This is a genomic window from Frankia sp. AiPs1 (assembly GCF_023716945.1).
Classification (GTDB): Bacteria; Actinomycetota; Actinomycetes; order Frankiales; family Frankiaceae; genus Frankia.
This window is the reverse complement of the sequence record NZ_JAMQQF010000003.1, coordinates 65,266-80,965: the sequence shown is the minus strand read 5'-3', so window position 1 is coordinate 80,965 and position 15,700 is coordinate 65,266. Positions and strand designations below refer to the sequence as shown.

Annotated in this window: 20 protein-coding genes; 3 read left to right on the top strand and 17 right to left on the bottom strand. The window is 71.2% G+C overall.

Annotation, left to right across the window (positions count from 1 at the left end; translation table 11 throughout):
* The 16 genes from ND748_RS01320 to ND748_RS01245 all read right to left on the bottom strand — a co-directional run.
* Window positions 1-347, bottom strand: a 347-nt coding sequence (locus ND748_RS01320; RefSeq protein WP_251743468.1) for a Na+/H+ antiporter NhaA, incomplete at its 3' end; no start/stop codon positions are given.
* Window positions 326-820, bottom strand: a complete 495-nt coding sequence (locus ND748_RS01315) for a hypothetical protein (protein WP_251743467.1) — start codon at window positions 818-820, stop codon at window positions 326-328. The genes ND748_RS01320 and ND748_RS01315, both read right to left, overlap by 22 nt.
* A gap of 181 nt (window positions 821-1,001) precedes the next feature.
* On the bottom strand, window positions 1,002-1,787 hold the full coding sequence (locus tag ND748_RS01310; protein WP_251743465.1) for a hypothetical protein: 786 nt from the start codon (window positions 1,785-1,787) through the stop codon (window positions 1,002-1,004).
* The gene (locus ND748_RS01305; RefSeq protein WP_251743464.1) at window positions 1,784-2,554 is read right to left on the bottom strand and encodes a hypothetical protein; all 771 of its coding nucleotides are present in this window, start codon (window positions 2,552-2,554) and stop codon (window positions 1,784-1,786) included. The genes ND748_RS01310 and ND748_RS01305 overlap by 4 nt, the downstream gene beginning before the upstream one ends.
* Window positions 2,551-3,807, bottom strand: coding sequence for a Crp/Fnr family transcriptional regulator (locus ND748_RS34415; protein WP_251743463.1), 1,257 nt, complete (start codon window positions 3,805-3,807; stop codon window positions 2,551-2,553). The genes ND748_RS01305 and ND748_RS34415 overlap by 4 nt, the downstream gene beginning before the upstream one ends.
* Window positions 3,808-3,816: 9 nt before the next feature.
* The gene (gene hisB, locus ND748_RS01295) at window positions 3,817-4,407 is read right to left on the bottom strand and encodes an imidazoleglycerol-phosphate dehydratase HisB (protein ID WP_308205564.1); all 591 of its coding nucleotides are present in this window, start codon (window positions 4,405-4,407) and stop codon (window positions 3,817-3,819) included.
* A gap of 97 nt (window positions 4,408-4,504) precedes the next feature.
* Window positions 4,505-5,401 (bottom strand): hypothetical protein, encoded by an 897-nt coding sequence (locus ND748_RS01290; protein ID WP_251743460.1) that lies wholly within the window; start codon window positions 5,399-5,401, stop codon window positions 4,505-4,507.
* A complete protein-coding gene (locus tag ND748_RS01285; protein ID WP_251743459.1) occupies window positions 5,398-5,697 on the bottom strand; it encodes a hypothetical protein in 300 nt (99 codons plus the stop codon). The genes ND748_RS01290 and ND748_RS01285 overlap by 4 nt, the downstream gene beginning before the upstream one ends.
* On the bottom strand, window positions 5,694-6,422 hold the full coding sequence (locus tag ND748_RS01280; RefSeq protein ID WP_251743458.1) for a Crp/Fnr family transcriptional regulator: 729 nt from the start codon (window positions 6,420-6,422) through the stop codon (window positions 5,694-5,696). Before ND748_RS01280 ends, ND748_RS01285 begins: the two co-directional genes overlap by 4 nt.
* A gap of 64 nt (window positions 6,423-6,486) precedes the next feature.
* A complete protein-coding gene (locus ND748_RS01275; protein ID WP_251743456.1) occupies window positions 6,487-6,648 on the bottom strand; it encodes a hypothetical protein in 162 nt (53 codons plus the stop codon).
* Window positions 6,648-7,514, bottom strand: coding sequence for a PHP domain-containing protein (locus ND748_RS01270; protein ID WP_251743455.1), 867 nt, complete (start codon window positions 7,512-7,514; stop codon window positions 6,648-6,650). Before ND748_RS01270 ends, ND748_RS01275 begins: the two co-directional genes overlap by 1 nt.
* On the bottom strand, window positions 7,511-7,648 hold the full coding sequence (locus tag ND748_RS01265) for a hypothetical protein (RefSeq protein ID WP_251743454.1): 138 nt from the start codon (window positions 7,646-7,648) through the stop codon (window positions 7,511-7,513). Before ND748_RS01265 ends, ND748_RS01270 begins: the two co-directional genes overlap by 4 nt.
* Before the next feature lie 20 nt (window positions 7,649-7,668).
* Entirely contained in the window at window positions 7,669-8,499 is an 831-nt protein-coding gene (locus ND748_RS01260) for a hypothetical protein (RefSeq protein ID WP_251743453.1), read from the bottom strand.
* A 64-nt stretch (window positions 8,500-8,563) separates the two neighbouring features.
* On the bottom strand, window positions 8,564-9,445 hold the full coding sequence (locus tag ND748_RS01255) for a hypothetical protein (RefSeq protein WP_251743452.1): 882 nt from the start codon (window positions 9,443-9,445) through the stop codon (window positions 8,564-8,566).
* Window positions 9,442-10,245, bottom strand: a complete 804-nt coding sequence (locus tag ND748_RS01250; protein WP_251743469.1) for an SAM-dependent methyltransferase — start codon at window positions 10,243-10,245, stop codon at window positions 9,442-9,444. Before ND748_RS01250 ends, ND748_RS01255 begins: the two co-directional genes overlap by 4 nt.
* 245 nt (window positions 10,246-10,490) lie before the next feature.
* Window positions 10,491-11,018: a hypothetical protein gene (locus ND748_RS01245; protein ID WP_251743450.1), complete on the bottom strand. Its 528-nt coding sequence runs from the start codon at window positions 11,016-11,018 to the stop codon at window positions 10,491-10,493.
* Between the two features lie 556 nt (window positions 11,019-11,574).
* On the opposite strand from ND748_RS01245, the gene ND748_RS01240 reads away from it, so the two are divergent.
* The 3 genes from ND748_RS01240 (at window position 11,575) to ND748_RS01230 (ending at window position 14,333) form a co-directional block, all read left to right on the top strand.
* Window positions 11,575-12,789 carry a helix-turn-helix domain-containing protein gene (locus ND748_RS01240; protein ID WP_251743449.1) on the top strand — a complete coding sequence of 405 codons (1,215 nt, stop codon included), beginning with the start codon at window positions 11,575-11,577 and terminating at the stop codon, window positions 12,787-12,789.
* Window positions 12,786-13,322: a flavoprotein gene (locus tag ND748_RS01235; RefSeq protein WP_251743448.1), complete on the top strand. Its 537-nt coding sequence runs from the start codon at window positions 12,786-12,788 to the stop codon at window positions 13,320-13,322. The genes ND748_RS01240 and ND748_RS01235 overlap by 4 nt, the downstream gene beginning before the upstream one ends.
* A 330-nt stretch (window positions 13,323-13,652) precedes the next feature.
* Window positions 13,653-14,333, top strand: coding sequence for an HAD-IA family hydrolase (locus ND748_RS01230; RefSeq protein WP_251743447.1), 681 nt, complete (start codon window positions 13,653-13,655; stop codon window positions 14,331-14,333).
* Here the strand turns inward: ND748_RS01230 and ND748_RS01225 are convergent.
* Window positions 14,319-15,647, bottom strand: a complete 1,329-nt coding sequence (locus ND748_RS01225) for a helix-turn-helix transcriptional regulator (RefSeq protein ID WP_251743446.1) — start codon at window positions 15,645-15,647, stop codon at window positions 14,319-14,321. The two genes, ND748_RS01230 and ND748_RS01225, sit on opposite strands and share 15 nt — an antisense overlap.
* Window positions 15,648-15,700: the final 53 nt, after the last annotated feature.

Genomic DNA, 15,700 nt, shown 5'->3' with positions numbered 1-15,700 from the left:
GCGATCATGCCGCCGGCCGCGGCGGCGACGGGCAGCGCCGCGCTGCGCCGGTCGGCCAGGGCGCCGTCGGTCAGTTCCCGCTTGAGTTCGAGGCCGGCGGTGAAGAAGAAGACGGCGAGCAGGGCGTCGGCGATCCAGTCGGTGACGTGCATGTCGGCCAGGTGCAGCCAGGCCGGGCCGAGGCCGGCCGGGGTGGACCACGCCGCGTGGTAGGCGCCGGGTGCGGCGTTCGCCCAGACCAGCGCGGCCACCGTCGCGCCGACGAGGAGCAGCCCACCGGTGGTCTCCGCCCGCAGGAACACCGCGAACCCGCGGGCCCGGCGGGTCACGATGCTGGCGGCGTCCACGCGCCGGCCGTCCATCCGCCTTCGGTCAGCCGCAGCCCGGTGGGGACCTGCCCGGCGGCGGAGAGGGCCGCGAGCCGCAGCAGGAGATCGACCCGGTCCACCCGACTGCCGGAGGAGTCGAGGAGAGCGGCGATGGCTTCCGCGGTTGCGATGCCTGTCGGGTGCTGTGCTGTGGCTACCGCCGCCCACAGCTCGCTTGGGCTGACCTCGTCGAGCGGGCGGGCGTCTGCGGCGCGTGCCGCGACAAGCGGCGGCTGGCAGGCATAGGCCCGGACCGCCGTGGGGTAGCGGGTGAGTAGGCCCAGCACGGCGAGCAGGTCCAGCCAGCGGCCCACCTGGATGGCCGTCGCCTCCAGGGCAGCTGCAACCGGCCCGGCGGAGAACATCCCGGCGTGGGCCGTGCGGGCCGCCGCGACCAGCAGCGACGTCCGCAGCGCACGGACAGATGCCTGCCCGATGTCCTGGGCCGTCACCAAGCCCGCCGGTGCCAAGACGGCCGGGCCCCGCCGGGGGCTCGGGAGCTGGCGACCCGCCATACGAGCGTCGCCGCTGGCCCACGTTGTGGGTGCGGCACGCGGGCACCACCCCGCGCGCCGCACCCCGGCTCCGTCCCTAGGCGGGAGGGGCCAGCTTGGTGGCGGCAGGGGTGCGGTCTCACTGCCCCGGGCTTTCCCGCACGGCGTTGATTGCCTCCCGGCCGAAGCCGGTGAGCCGCAGCCCCGGGCCGACCCGGGTGAAACGACCGGCGCGGGTGTGCCGGCCCACCCAGCCGTCAAGCCGTTCCCCGGAGACACCGAGGCGGCGGGCGGCGGTGAGGAGGTCCACCTCGGCGTCGACGTTCAGGGGGTTGGCGCCGAGGACCGTCCACACCTCGTGGTCGGTGAGCCCCCGGGCCAGCAGGTCGCGGGACCAGTAGGTGCCGCGGGCGGTCGCCTGCCACTGGCGGTGCGCCGCACCCCGGTCCGGGCCCAGCAGGAGCAGTCCCCGCACGGCCAGCACCGCGAGGCGCAGCGTCACGTCGACCCGATCCACGCGCCGGGCGCCATCCAGCAGTTCGGCGATGGTCTCGCCCGAGGCCAGGCCGGTCTCGGCCTGGGCGATGGTGATCGCGGCCCACAGTTCCCGCGGGAGGATCTCCTCCTGCGGGCGTGCCGCGGGATCGGCGGGCGGCGCCGCGGCGAGCAGCGGGCCGCAGGCATACACCCAGGCATCACTGGGCGCGCGGTACCGCTCGGCCACGCCGAGCAGGGCGAGGTTGTTGAGCAGGGTCGCCGCCTCGTCGACCGGCACCTGCAGACGGTCCGCCAGCAGGTTGGGGGGAAACGTCCCCGTGCGGCTCGCGCGCTGGTGTGCCCAGGCCAGGGCCGCGCGCAGCCGACCCGCCTGCACACCGCCCAGGCCCTGGACCGTCGCGGTCCTCGGCCGGATCGCGGGAATCACGAAGCCTCCGCGGACAGCAACCCCGGCACCGGTGCGACTTGTCTCTTCGCTGGCCTGACGTAGGTGATCGTCCCGGAGGTCTCGGCCGGGGACCGCAGGGCCGTCGCAAGATGCTGCAGGGGGACTGCCCAGTCCCAGCGGGCCGGCGGCCCCGGATCCTGCACCAACGCGTAGCCGCCGATCGTCGCTGTCACCAGGACCATGTGCCCCTCGAACCCGCCCCGGTCCCGGCGGGTGAGGACCGCGGCATCCAGGGACAGCAGCGGCAACCAGCCTGCGTGCAGCCGGTCCGGCAACAGCCGCGGATCAGGGACGCCGGGTACGAAGGACACCTGTCTGGTGGCCAGACAGCGGGTGATCGCCGCACGCTCCCGCTCGAAATCGCTGATCGTCATCAGGTAGGTCAGGGCTTCTTCGTCCAGGCCCGAGCGTCGCAGCTCCGCCTCGGGGTTGCGCGTCAACGCGACAGCGTCGAGGGCGTCCTCGTGCCGGACCTCGTAACCGTTCTCGGCGAGCCAGGCGAGCATCGCGTAGGGCCACGTTTCCACCCCCGGCCGGAAGCCGGTGATCTGTTCGGCCTCGGCGAGGGTCAGCCGCTGCGGATGGCCCAGTCTCTCCACCGCCATGACCAGGCAGGCCTGCGCGCAGTGGAACCCGTCCGGTGACGCCACACGACTCGCCTCCGACGTCACGAGTCGGTGTACCGGCAGATCGCCGGAGTGCTCGTCGTCGCCGAACAGCAGCCGTCGCACGTCCTCGTCGGTCACGGAGCCTCCTCGGTACCACGGTCGAGGGGAGGCCGGCGTGGCTCGTCTCCCCGCTGGGATGAGGCCGGCGGCCTCGGGCAGCCAGGGCAGGCCTCCGGCAGGTCTGCCCCAGGACCGGCCAGCGCGGCGGCCGTCCCGGCCGCCACCATCAACGCGGGCAGGTTGACGATGCTGATGGCTCGGCGCCCCCGGGTGAGGACACCCGTGTCCTGCAGACCGGTCAGCGCACGGTGCACCGAGGGAAGGGAAGCACCCGCGAGCTCCGCCAGCTCGGTCTGGCTCAGTGGGATCACCACCTGTCCCGCCGCGTCGCGCCGGTCCGCGAAGCCGCGGGTCAGGTCGAGCACCGTGCGCGCCACGCGCACAGGGATCGGCGCGAGACCTGTGATCCACTGCCGGGTCGCCTGCCGGAGCAGGCGACACTGCGCGTGGCAGTACGCCTCCGCGGCGGACGGGTGCGCGGCGAGGGCCTCGGCGAATCGGTCGGCCGGGATCCGCCGGACCAGCGTGAGCGCCCCCGCTGTCACCCGCACCCCGCCCACCGCCGCCACCGACTCGGCGTCCACCACCTCACCGCCGTGATGCACGGCAAGCATGGCCGTCGTCCCGTTCTGCGCGGCGGCGGTGACCGTCACCCAGCCGGAGAGCAGCACGACCACGAGCCGGCCCACGTCGGGTTTCGCCAGCACGGGCGCACCCGCGGCGACGACGTCTCCGTGCCCCATGCTCAGGACGGCGGCCCGGGCCGGTGGGTCCAGGGTGCCGAGGAACCGGCCCGCCCACCGCATCTCCGGGCGGCTTGGCCCGCTGACGGCACGGGGGCCGGGGTGAAGGCGTCGTACCTGCGCCGTCTCGCCTCTCCTGGGAGATGCGGGTGTGTCAGCACCAGCAGGATCCGGGCCAGCATCGCGGCCACCGCAACGACGGACGCATTCCGTCACCGGCGGCCCCGCGTTCCCGGGAGCCCGCCCCAGACGCCTCGGCTGCGGCCACCGCGGGCAGACCCGGCAGCTCGGTGTTGGTGGGACGCCGGATTCTCCGTGTAGCCGGTCATCTTTCGACCAGGTCGGTGTGAACACGAACGAGGTCATGTCCAGCCGCAGCGTCAGCCGGTCTCCCTCGACGGCGACGAGGACGGCGGATGCCTGTTGGCTGTCCTCGTCGTCGCACAGGATCACGTCGCCTACCGCGGGCACGCCGCCCGAGAGCCGGCCGACCCCGACGCGGATGAGATCGCGCGGCTCGATGGTCACGCTGGCGGATCACAGAGTTCCCTTGGTGCTGGGCACACCCACGATCCGGGAGTCGAGCGCGCAGGCGGCGCGCAGGGCCCGCGCGACGCCCTTGAACTGGGCCTCGACGACGTGGTGCGCGTTCCTTCCCCGCGTCACCTCGATGTGCAGGCAGATACGGCTGGCCGCCACGAAGGACTCGAAGATGTGCCGGGTGAGCGTCGTGTCGAAGGTGCCGATCATGGGGGCGAGTCCCGCCGGCTCGTCGTGAACCAGGTAGGGCCGGCCGGACAGGTCCACCACGACGTGCGCGCGGGCCTCGTCCAGAGGAACCGTCACATCGGCGAACCGGGTGATGCCGGCCTTGTCGCCGAGAGCCTGCTTGAATGCCTCACCCAGCGCGATGGCCGTGTCCTCGACGGTGTGGTGCGCGTCGATGTGCAGGTCCCCCACCGTCTTGACCGACAGGTCGAAAAGACCGTGCTTGCCGAGCTGCGCAAGCATGTGGTCATAGAAACCCACACCAGTCGAGACATCCACGAGGCCCGAACCATCGAGGTTCACCTCGACCTGCACATCCGTTTCCTTGGTAGAACGCTTCACCGTACCGATTCGAGTCACCTTCATGTCCTTTCACTTTTGATCGGAAGAAGTAGCCGACGCCGACGATCCCGGATTACCAGCGCCCGTCTGAGTTCCAGGCCCACCATCCGGCTTGTCACGGTGCAGATGGCGTGCGGCCGAGGTCACGGGCGAGCAGCGCCCCGCCGGGCTCGCGCAGCACGACGGTGGCCGGTTCGGCCAGCCGCGCCAGGATGCTGTGGGCGGCGTCGGCATGCCCCTGGCCCGGCGGGTCCGCGGCGCGTCTGTGGGCGAGGGCGGTGCACTGGGCGGGGGTGAGGTGCAGCAGGGAGCCGAGTGCGAGCAGTGCGCTCACGGTCGGGTCGGGGCTGGTCGCCCACATCCCCGGATCGACACTGATCATGATGCTGGGCTGGCGGGCGTGGACGGCTCCGAGCAGGTCCAGCAGTGCCGGGGCGGCCTGCGGGCCTGGCACGCCGGTCAGGTGGATGATCCGTGCGCCGGTCAGGTAGTCCACCAGCGCCTCACGCTGGCCGGCCAGATGGTCGGGCAGGGCGGTGGTGGCTCCGGGCTGGGTGAGCAGGGTCTGCTGCCCGTCCGGTCCGGGCAGCGTCAGGCACCTCTGCGCCGGCGCGTCGACGGCGAAGAGAAACCGGGTGTCGACCCGCAGGTCTTCCAGCGTGGTCCGGATCGGGGTCACGCCCGCGGGGACCTGTCCGGCCATCCCGACGACGCCCAGGGTCAGGGTCGAGTCGAGGTGGCGCAGCGCGGCGAGGGTGGAGAACGCGGGCCCGCCGAGGGCGACCGTGTCGACGGTCCCGGCTTCGGCCGGGTCCAGGCGCACCGTGGCGGGCAGCAGGGTCTCCCCGCCGATCGTGACATCGATGCCCGCGCCGGCCAGCGGGCCCCGTAGCCGGCCCCACCCCGTCCCGCCGGCCAGCCGGTAGTCGAGGGGGAACGCGCCGATCCCGACCACAGCCGGTACCGCCGGTACGTCGGCCCGCAGGCCCGCGCGTGCCGCGGGGCCGGTCATGACGCCCCCCGGGACGCGGTCGGCCCTTCGAGCTGCGGGCGGTGGCCGGCGTCGTGGGTGGGCAGCGCGGGCATGCCGGGACGCCGACCGGGACGGTGCAGCTCCGCGGCCGCGTCGGTATACCAGGCGCCGAGCAGGTCCACCCGCCAGGTGCGGGCGCGGAACGCGCCTCCCTGCTCGCGGGTCAGGACGCCGGCCGGCCCCTGCGGTGGGTATGCGGAGAGCCGCAGCAGCGCCGCACGATGCTGCGCGAGGAACCGGTCGCGGCGCCGGCCCGGCTGCGGGCCGGGGGTCACCAGCCCTCCCCGCAGACCACACAGCCCTCTGCCCCCGGAGGGCAGTGCAGGTCGTCCACCGGCGCGGGCTCCCCGGCCAGCAGGCGCAGGGCGGCCACGTCGATGATGTGAATACGGCGGGAGCCGGCGACGACGTCGACGGCCCCCGCCTCGCGCAGGCCGCTGACGGCCGCTTGGACCGTGGACGCCGACCGGCCCAGCATCGCGGCTAGATCACGCCGCACCAGGGGGATCCCGTCCTGGCCGAATGTTCGATGCTCCTCGAGGAGGAGCCTGGCCACCCGGCGTGGGACCGGGAGGTGTGGGGCCATCCACCATGCCCGGCGGGCAGCGCGTCGCTGCGGACACAGGCTCTGCCGCCACGCCGCCCCGGCCCCCGGGTTGGCGGCCAGGAACCCGCGGACGTCGCAGTGCGCGATCCTGCGTAGCCGTACGGTGCTGCCGGCGGTCACCGTCGCGGTCCGCGGGCCGCCCGGCCGTTCCGCCAGGACGTCGCCGGGATGGTGGAGATCGTGGAGCAGCACCCGGCCGGACGGGGTGATGCTGGTGCTACGCGCCCAGCCGGTCACCAGCAACAGCACCTCGTCGGCCGGCTTGTCCTGCCAGACGATCACCGCGTCGGAGTCGAGGACCTGTTCCACGCCGAGGGTGAGGGCCGCCGCCCTGCCCGCAGCATCGAGCAGATCCAACAACTGCCCCGACCACACCCCTGATCCCGCGGCCATCTCCCCCATCTCCCCCACCGGCACTTCCGACCTCTCCGTCTGTATCGGCGACAGCCCACACGATCTACACGACGTACGCCACAACGATGATCAGAAGGCAGGAGACGAAGGCGATCGCGAGGCACACATCCGCCGACCGTGTCGCCTCCTCGATGTCCCGGCGGGTCCGCTCGGGCAGGCCGTCGAGATCCGACCCCCGGACCCACCGCGACCGCAAGAAGCCCATCAGCCGCGGATCGGCGTGGCACCGGAGGCGGCCGCGATGAGCCGCTCCACCACCTCCCGGGAGGTCCGGTACGCGCCCAGCCCCTGGCGTTTGCGGTCGCCGTGATAGTCGCTGCCCCCGGTCGCCTCGACACCGAGATCGGCGGCCAGTCCGCGCAGCCGGCGCTGCTGGTCAGCGTCGTGCTCGGGATGGAAGACCTCAAGTCCGAACAGACCGGCCGCGGCCAACATGGCCAGATGCTGGTCGGTGAGCACCCCGCCGCGGTCCTTACGCAGCGGGTGGGCGAGCACCGCGACCCCACCCGCGGCCCGGACCAACCCGATGGCGTCGACGGCGTCCGGCTGCCATTTCGACACGTGATACCGGCCACCGGAATCGAGCCACTGCGGCGTCCACGCCGCCTCGATCGTGGGCAGGACCTCGGCGTTGACCAGGGCCTGGGCGATGGCCGGCTTCCCGACCGACCCGGTCCCGGCCAGCGCCTCCACCGCATCCCAGGTCACCCGATGGCCGTCCTCTGCCAGCTTCTTCACCATCTCCCGGGCCCGCCGTTCCCGGTCGGCGCGGACGCGGCCCATCACCTCACCCAACGCCCGGTCTTCACGGTCGAACAGGTAGGCCAGTACGTGCACCGTGCGCAGCCTGCCGTTCACCTTCAGCGAGCACGACAGCTCCGCGCCCGGCACCAGCGTCAGCCCACGGGGCAACGCACCGGCGGCCTCGCTGAGGCCACCGATGGTGTCGTGGTCGGTCAACGCGAGGAATGTCAGCCCCGCCTCGGCGGCCAGGCGGACGAGCACCTTCGGGCGGACGGTGCCGTCCGACTCGCTGGAATGGGAATGCAGGTCAGCGTCGTCGTCGCTCACAGGACCCTCGACAGCATGACCGCGATCGAGACGAGCGCGCCGGCACCGAGGCACAGCTTGCCGAAGCGGAAGAATCGCCGGAACTCCGCCAGGATCTGGGCGTTCACGTCGGTCTCACCGTCATCGGGGGGCATCGCGGCTCCAAAGGTCGGTGTCATCGTGGTCCGCCGGGAGTGTGAAAGGGGGTCCACATGGGGGCGACCCTGTTCGGCCAGTGGCAGAGCGGGTCGTTCTCGCGGGCGAGGTGGTTGCCGATCGCCTGCGCGATCTGCCAGGCGGCGGGCGGAATCCCCACGGCGAGGGCCTGGTCAAGCGCCCGCCGGTAGGCCTCGTACCACTCGGGCCAGCTGCCCGGTGGAACGGTACGGTCCGGACGCGGATCGACGCGGACCGCGTCGATCTGCACGACAGGAGTCGCGAGCGTGACGGGCAGGGCCGTAACCGGGCTGCGCACACCGTCGACGGCGCCGACCGGAGCCTCACGGTATTGGAATCCCAGGCCGACCATGACGGGCAGCAGTCCGACGGCGCGCGCCGCCCAGATCACCTCGCCTTCCAGTACCCGCGGCGGGACCGGCCCGTCTTCGGCCAGCGCGGGCGTGAACACCCGGTCATGCGCCGGCTGGATGAGGCTGACCCACCCGCCGCAGCGCACCACCCGGGCGATCTCGGTCAGCGCCGGAACAAGCGGGCCCCGCAGCGCGTCGTTGCCGACGACGAGCCCCACCGCGCCGTCGTCCAGCACCAGCCCGTTCCAGATCGGGACGTCGCCTGCGAGCACCACGACCTCGGCGCCGCCGGCGGCGTGCTCGGCCACCTCCCGGGACAGCTTCGGGTCGCCGCCCAGGTCTAGCACCCGCGCACCGGGCCCCCGCTCGGCCCTCTCGTACACCAGCCCCCGGAAACCCACGCCGCCGACCAGCAGCGGCAGGGGATCCTCCACGGCGAACGTCCACCGCGGCCGGTGGCCGCCCTCGCCGGTCATCGGCCGCGGCCCAGCCCGCTGCCGGGCCCGAGCCCGCCGGCGGCGGTCGACGGCCGGGTGGGCCTCATGTCGACCCCTCCCGTTCCCGCCGGGACCCGCTGCGCGTCCCAGCGACCAGGTCGTCCCAGCGCCGCCGATGTTCACCCAGAGCGTCCATGATCGCCCGCTCTGCTTCCGGGCGAGGGCTGCGAATCGGCTCGGCCAGCGAGGGGAGACGACGCGGGGGCCCGGCGACGGGCGCCGGCGAATCTCCCGCCACCCGTCGCGCGGCCAGGACGACCATCGGCGTGGACACCGTCACCGGACCGGCCGCAGTCGCCTCCAACCACGCCTCGGCGTACCGGTCGGCCAGCTTCACACCGGCTACGGCGGTGATCCGATCCAGCGGGCCGGGTATCCCGGCCGCAGGCCCGTCGCGCAGGTAGTCATCCAGATCCCCGACCCTCACCTGCCGGTGGGCGAATCCCAGATGCAGACGGGTCGGGCGCAGGTCCTGCTCCCGGGCCTCCCAGATCAGCTCCTCGACCACCGCGCCCCGCTGGTGCGGGAACGCTGCAAGCAGCGCCGCGTCGATCTCCCTGCGTTCCCGGTGTGTCCACCCGCCCAGATGCAGGCCCGCGAACGTACAGGTGTGATCCGACTGGGCCAGACCGAACCAGCCCCCGATCCGCAGCACCCGGGCGATCTGGCCCATCCGGGGCCGCACCGGCACCGTGGTGAACCCCTGAACGGCGAGGACACCGTCAACGCAGTCCTCCGGCACCGACTCCAGCGTCTCCACCGGCTGGCCCGCGCTGGCCCACGGGCCCGGCAGGTCCTGGTTGGACAGGGTCAGGACCGAGCCCGCACCGGCCCCCTCCAGCAGCAACTCCCGCACCGTCTCGGAATCGACCGCCCCCTCCACCTCGATAGCGGGCAGGGGATCATCCCAGCTGAACCCGCTCACGGTTTCCGTCCCAGCGCGCCATAGATACTCACCTGCGCATCCGTGATATCGGGGGCCGCTGTCAGGTCGTCGGGACGCCAGCGGTGCACCACCTGCACACCCGGCTCGACCAGCTCCAGACCATCGAAGAAGCGGGTCACCTGCGCGCGGCTGCGCTCGACCGCGGTGATCCCCCGCGCCCGGTATGTCGCCGCCATCTCCTGCGCCGCCGGGTCGAAATCGGCAGTCGCATGGGTCAACGCCAGGTAGCTCCCGGACGGCAACGCCTCCAGCAGCCGGGCGACGACCCCGTACGGGTCGGCGTCGTCGGGGACAAAATGAAGGATCGCGATGACAGACAGCGCGACCGGCTCGGTCAGGTCAAGGGTGCTCTGTAACTCCGCCGCGGTCAGGATCCGCTCGGGGTCGCGCAGATCGGCGTCGAGGTAGGCGGTCCGGCCCTGCGGGGTGCTGGCCAGCAGCGCACGGGCGTGGGTCAGCACGATCGGATCGTTGTCCGCGTACACGACCCTCGCGTCCACGGCGATGCCCTGGGCGACCTCGTGCAGGTTCGGGCTGGTCGGAATCCCGGTACCGACATCGAGGAACTGGCGGACCCCAACCTCACCGGCCAGATACCGCGTCACCCGGACCATGAACGCCCGGTTCTGCTGCGCCATCACCCGAGCCGCAGAAAACACGGCCAGAGCGCGCTCCGCGGCCTCCCGATCCGCCGGGAAATTGTCCTTCCCACCCAGGTAGTAGTCATACATCCGCGCCGAATGCGGCACATCGATCTTCAGGTCGGTCGTAGGCCACATTGAGGAGGTGGAAACCAGGGTGGGCGCGGCACCGCCGCCCCCGTCATCGTCGATCATGTCGTCCCTCGTCCAGGATGGGGCCCGCCCACCCGCGGCCCGGACCCAGGGGTGAGGTCCGACAGCCGCGGATGGGCAGACAGTAGGAAGGCGCCAGCGCAGCCAGGCGTCGGGGCCGGCGGCACCACCCGCCCGCACGAGGCCCTCACCACCCACATAGCTGGTGCCCGCGAGCGGGAGATGCCGGATCAGAGCATCGCGAGAACCCGGCCGTCGACGAGGCGGTAGCCGTCGCCGTCCGGGTCCGGCTCCGCCAGCACGAACCGCGGGCCCACCGCGTCGGCCAGGATCTGCGTCATCTTCTCCAGGTGATCCCGCCGTTCCTCGACGTAGATCTCCATCAGCGTGTCCACCTGAGCCGCGGTGAGGACCGCCATCACCTTCGCGATGTACTCATCACCCCGCGCCTCGAGCGCGGCCAGATACCCACCACGCTGCCCGTAGACGACCTTGCGCGCCTCACGCCCATCCGCCGTCAGCGCCTCGGGCGTAACCGCCACGGCGTGCGCGGCCAGGGCCATGTCAAGCTCGATGTCCCTGCGCCCACGGCGGTACTCGGCCTGGAGATTCAGCAACGACACGATCTGGTCCGCGGTCAGGGCCAGGCGCGCGTGATGGTCCAGGACCCTACCCAACAGCTCCGTGGGAGCCGTGGTCTCAACGGTCTGGTCGAAGATCCCCGTATCATGCGGGCGCATCGAATAGTTCGGGGGCATGACACTTCCCGATCGAATAGAGAGGTTGATGGAAACCTTCCCGCCCGCATCCGAGGACGACGACGGCGCGGACGGGAAGGGGAAAGAGAACCGTCAACTCGGCCAGAGCCGGCGACGATCAAGGGTCGGCGACCTGCCTATTGGGCAAGACCCGGCAACCCGGTACATTCGACAGGGAATGGGCGTATGCCTCGCCGTCCGCCGGTCTTGTCCAGCGATCAGCGTGCCCACCGCGGTCCCGGTTCCATCCGCGGACCCGCTCCGGAGGACCGGCACAGATCAGCGCCAGCACTCCCCAAGCGGATCCACATGAACGGCACTCGGGGAACCGCGGCCTTCATTTGCTTCCCTCCTGCACGGCTGGGTGATGATCGACACATCCGCCGGTAAGCACATGCCTGAACCTAAGGGGCCATCCGGACCCCAGGGTTGGACAAAATGTCCGTGGCCCTAGCTCAGGAAGAGGCCCAGGGCCGGACGGGATCAGCCCGGTCGGGCGATACGATCCGTGGCAGGGTGGATCGTTCCGGTGCGGTGCCTTATCCGTGGAGTGGTTATGGACAGTCGCGGCATCGGCGGGCGGGTGCGCTACTGGCGCACGCGGCGCGGTCTCACCCGCCAGCAGCTCGCTGACCTCTGCGAGCGGTCCGTCAGTTGGGTGGACAAGGTCGAAGCCGGGCAGCGGAATCTTGTGCGCCTGCCGATGCTGGAAAGGGTTGCCGCTGCCCTGGACGTCCCCGAGGCCGCCCTCACCGATGAGGACGCCGCCGAACGCGCCGCCCAGTGCCTCGACGGCACCGAGGTGCAGGCCATCCGTGCAGCGCTCGGTTCCTACGATGCCCTTCTCGACCCTCGGGGCAGCACCCGCAGCCCCGACCTGACCCGGATACGGCAGCAGGTCGACCATGCCTGCGCAGCCTGGCTGTCCTCGCACTTCACCGTCATGGGCCGTGTCCTGCCCGGTCTGATGGGTCAGGCCCAGGCTGCTGTGCGAACCCTCGACGGCGATGACGCCCGCTTGGAGGCCGCTCGCCATCTGGTGATGACCTACCGCCTGGCGTCGTCCACCCTGCTCAAGTTCGAGACCACCGATGTGGCCTGGCTCGCGGCCGACCGGGCCATCAACCTGGCGAGCCAGACCGGCGACACAATCTGTCTGGCGCGGGCCACCCGCAGCGTCGCCCGCGCCATGGCCCAGACCGGCCAGCTTGCCGAAGCCGTGGACCTGCTCATCGCCATGGCCGATCGCATGGAAGGCGAGATCACCGGCGATCCTGAGCTGACCTCCCTCTACGGGATGTTGCTCCTGCCCGCCGAGATTGCCGCCGCATCCCAAGGCGATGCCGCCACCGCGCTGGCCCTCCATGAGCAGGCCGACGCCGTGGCCCGAACCCTCGCGCCGGACTTCAGTCACCGGGTGACCGCCTTCGGCGTCACCAACGTCGAGCTCCACCGCCTGGCGGCGCTCGTCCGGCTGCACGAAGGAGCCGCCGCTGTGGCCTTCGCGCGAACCATTGACCCAGTCCGGTTGAACCGACTTCCCCGCGAGCGCAGGGCCAACTACCTGCTTGATCTAGCAGAAGCCCACCGTCAGGCCGGCGATCCCGCAGGGGCCACTCGGGCCCTGCTCGATGCCGATCGGATCGCCCCCGAAGAAGTACGGTGCCGGCCGGTCGGCAAGCAGCTTGTCGGCGATCTTCTCAAGCGCCCCGACGTCCGTCCCCTCGCCGAACTGCGCCAGTTGGCCCGGCAAATTGGGCTGCCCAGGTGAACCGCCCGAGGCGGGTGTTGTACGTCGTGGTGTGCGGAGCCGGGCCCGCCAGCGAGGTCGGCCGACTCGTGGAGCTGGCCCAGCAGCGCGAGTGGACAGTGCAGCTCATCGCAACCTTTGCAGCCGTTACCCATTTCCTGGACGTACCGGCCCTCGAACAACAGACCGGCCGTCCCGTCCGTACCACCTACCGGCCGGCGGGCGATCCGGCGAAGGTACCCGACGCCGACGCCGTCATCGTGGCTCCCGCTACCTACAACACCATCAACAAATGGGCCTCCGGGGCAGCCGACACATACCCCTTGAGCGTCATGGCCGAGCTCACCGGCCTCGGCCTGCCCATCGCCGTGCTGCCGTTCGTCAACCAGGCACTCGCGGCGAACCGGATCTTCAGCCGAAGCGTCGAGGAGCTACGAGCGGCCGGTGTGACCGTCCTCCTCGGTCCCGATGCCTTCGAGCCCCACCCACCCCGCTCCGGCGGGGCCAAGGTTGCAACTTTTCCCTGGGAACTAGCGGTGGACGCAGTGAGTTAGGTCGGCCCTCTGTTCACCACCTTTCTCACCAAACGAATGACGAGGGACCGCGGCGGCGGCGCCATGATCTCACGGGTCGGTGCGGACAGCTGCTTCACGGCCACGTCCATGATCCACGCTCGTGCGAAGTGGATGCGCGGGCACTTCCCTTGGACGAGCTGGCAGACCAACGCAGAGCAGCCCGGTACCCAGACCGCCGACCCGACCGGCCTACGGACTGGTTCCATGAGGTTCGACATCTGCGCAGCTCATGAGGTCACGCGGGCATAGCCAGATCTGCCCACCAGGGGCCGCCTCTGCTACGAGTGATCGAGCGGGTCGATTTACACCTTGACGGTAGCGAGGTCCAGTCAGATCCGCCGCCTGGCGGCCGGCGCTATGCTCGGCGAGGTGACGGCTTTGGCGCGCGGGTTGATCCTGGACTTCTTCGGCGTGCTGACCAGCAACATGGTCGAGGTCATCGAATACTTCGAGGACCGGGAGAACCTGGCCAGGGGCACGTTCCTGCGGGGGTGGGCGGACCCGGCTGGGAGGGCCCTGTTCGCCGCCCTGGAGCTCGGGCAGATCAGCCAGCGGGACTGGAATGTAGGGTTCGCCAAGCTGATCGGCGTGCAGCCCGACGATCTGATGGCGCGGTACCTCGCCGATGCCTACCCCGCCTACCGGGTCCTCAACGTCGCGAAACAGGCCCGCGCCGCCGGGATCAGGACTGCCGTCCTGTCCAACTCACTAGGACGAACTCCCTACGACCCGTACTCCGGGTGGGACCTGCGCGCGAGCTTCGACGAGGTGGTCTTCTCCACCGATCTCCAGATCCGCAAACCCGACCCTCGGATCTTCGAGATGACCGCCGACAAGCTCGGACTGACGCCTCAGGAGTGCGTGTTCGTCGACGACACCGAGGACAACCTGGTCGCCGCGGCGCGGCTGGGCATGAGGGTGCTGTTGGGGTTGGACGAGGACGCGACTGCTGGTGAGCTGCGGGCGGTCTTCGGTCTACCCGCCCTGTAGGAAGTCACGGACTGTTGGGCTGGCCGAGTACGGCGCCAGTTTCCTGCGCAGCCCCGACAGCGCCGAACCCGACCGCGCTGACTCCACCGTGCTCAGGCAGCGCGTGGCGTGCCGGGCGCAGGTGACAGCGGCGTCGAGGTCACGCGACGCCAGATGAGCTTCGGCGGCTCGCGCCAGGTAGATCGCGTGGCTGCGCGGGAACTGCTCGTCTCCGGGGTAGTCGGCGTCGGAGGCGGCGGTGAAGAAGCGCAGTGCGGCGGCCGGGTCGTGTAGTTCGAGCGCCGACGACCCGGCGATCATCTCGATCTCCGCGAGCGTCACCCAGTACAGGACCGGCGGGTCGTCGTCGTGCGGTCCGCGTTCGAGCAGGTCGCGGGCGTGGTGAAGGGCGCGGGTCACGGCCGCCCGGTCTCCGGTCTTGGACAGGGCGCGGGCCTTCCTCGCCGCGAGCATGGCCCGCATCCGCGGTGTGCTCTGGCCCGCGACGGACTCCTCAGCGAACGTCAGCAGGTTCACCGCGTCGCGCGGGTCGCCGACCGTGTAATGCTGAACGGCCAGGAACGACATGGCGTACGCACCGGCGGTGACATCCCCGGCCGTCGCCGACGCCCGTAACGCGGTCTCGAAGTATCGTTCAGCGGGCCCGTGGCGGTCGGAGTCGAACAGGCTCCACGCCGTCTGCCGCGCCGCCTCGGCCACCAGTGACAACGCGCGTGCCTCGGCACGCTCAGGCAGCCCTCGATCGTTGATCAATTGGGTCACCAGCGCCAGTTCGTTGCGGGCCAGGCGGGCGATCTGGCCGCTTCCGAGCTCGTCGTCCAGGTGCCTCAGATGCTCCAACCGGTCGCCGATGTGGTCGAGTAGCGCCGGGGCGCCGAACGGCGGTCTGCCGCGCAGCATCGCGACCGTACCTGTTGGCCGCTCGGACTGACCAGCGACCGCGGTACGCCAGTGGCCGAGGATCGCGGTCAGGGCCGCGCCCGAGGTGCGGACGAAGCCGCGACGGTCCACACCACCTCCACGGGCTTGATCGCTCAGGACCTCGAGGGTCCCCCGCCTGGTCCACGGCGGTGCCGCCCGCGGACCGTCGACCATCTCGGTGAAGGCCGCACAGGTCCCCAGCACGCGATCGTAGGCCCTGGCGACGTCACTCGTGACGGCACGGTTGCCGTTCTCGACCGCACGCAGGTGCGATCGGGAGAACCCGGCTTCGCGGGCGAACCTATCCCATTCCAGACCGCTGTTCTGGCGGGCCTCGCGCATAGCCGTCCGGACGTCGGCGCCCATCGCCTGCTCCTTCAGAATCTGAATCACCCATGGATCAGCAAAGTTCATTGTTCTCCGGCACCTGCCGGTGTGTGCTTGAA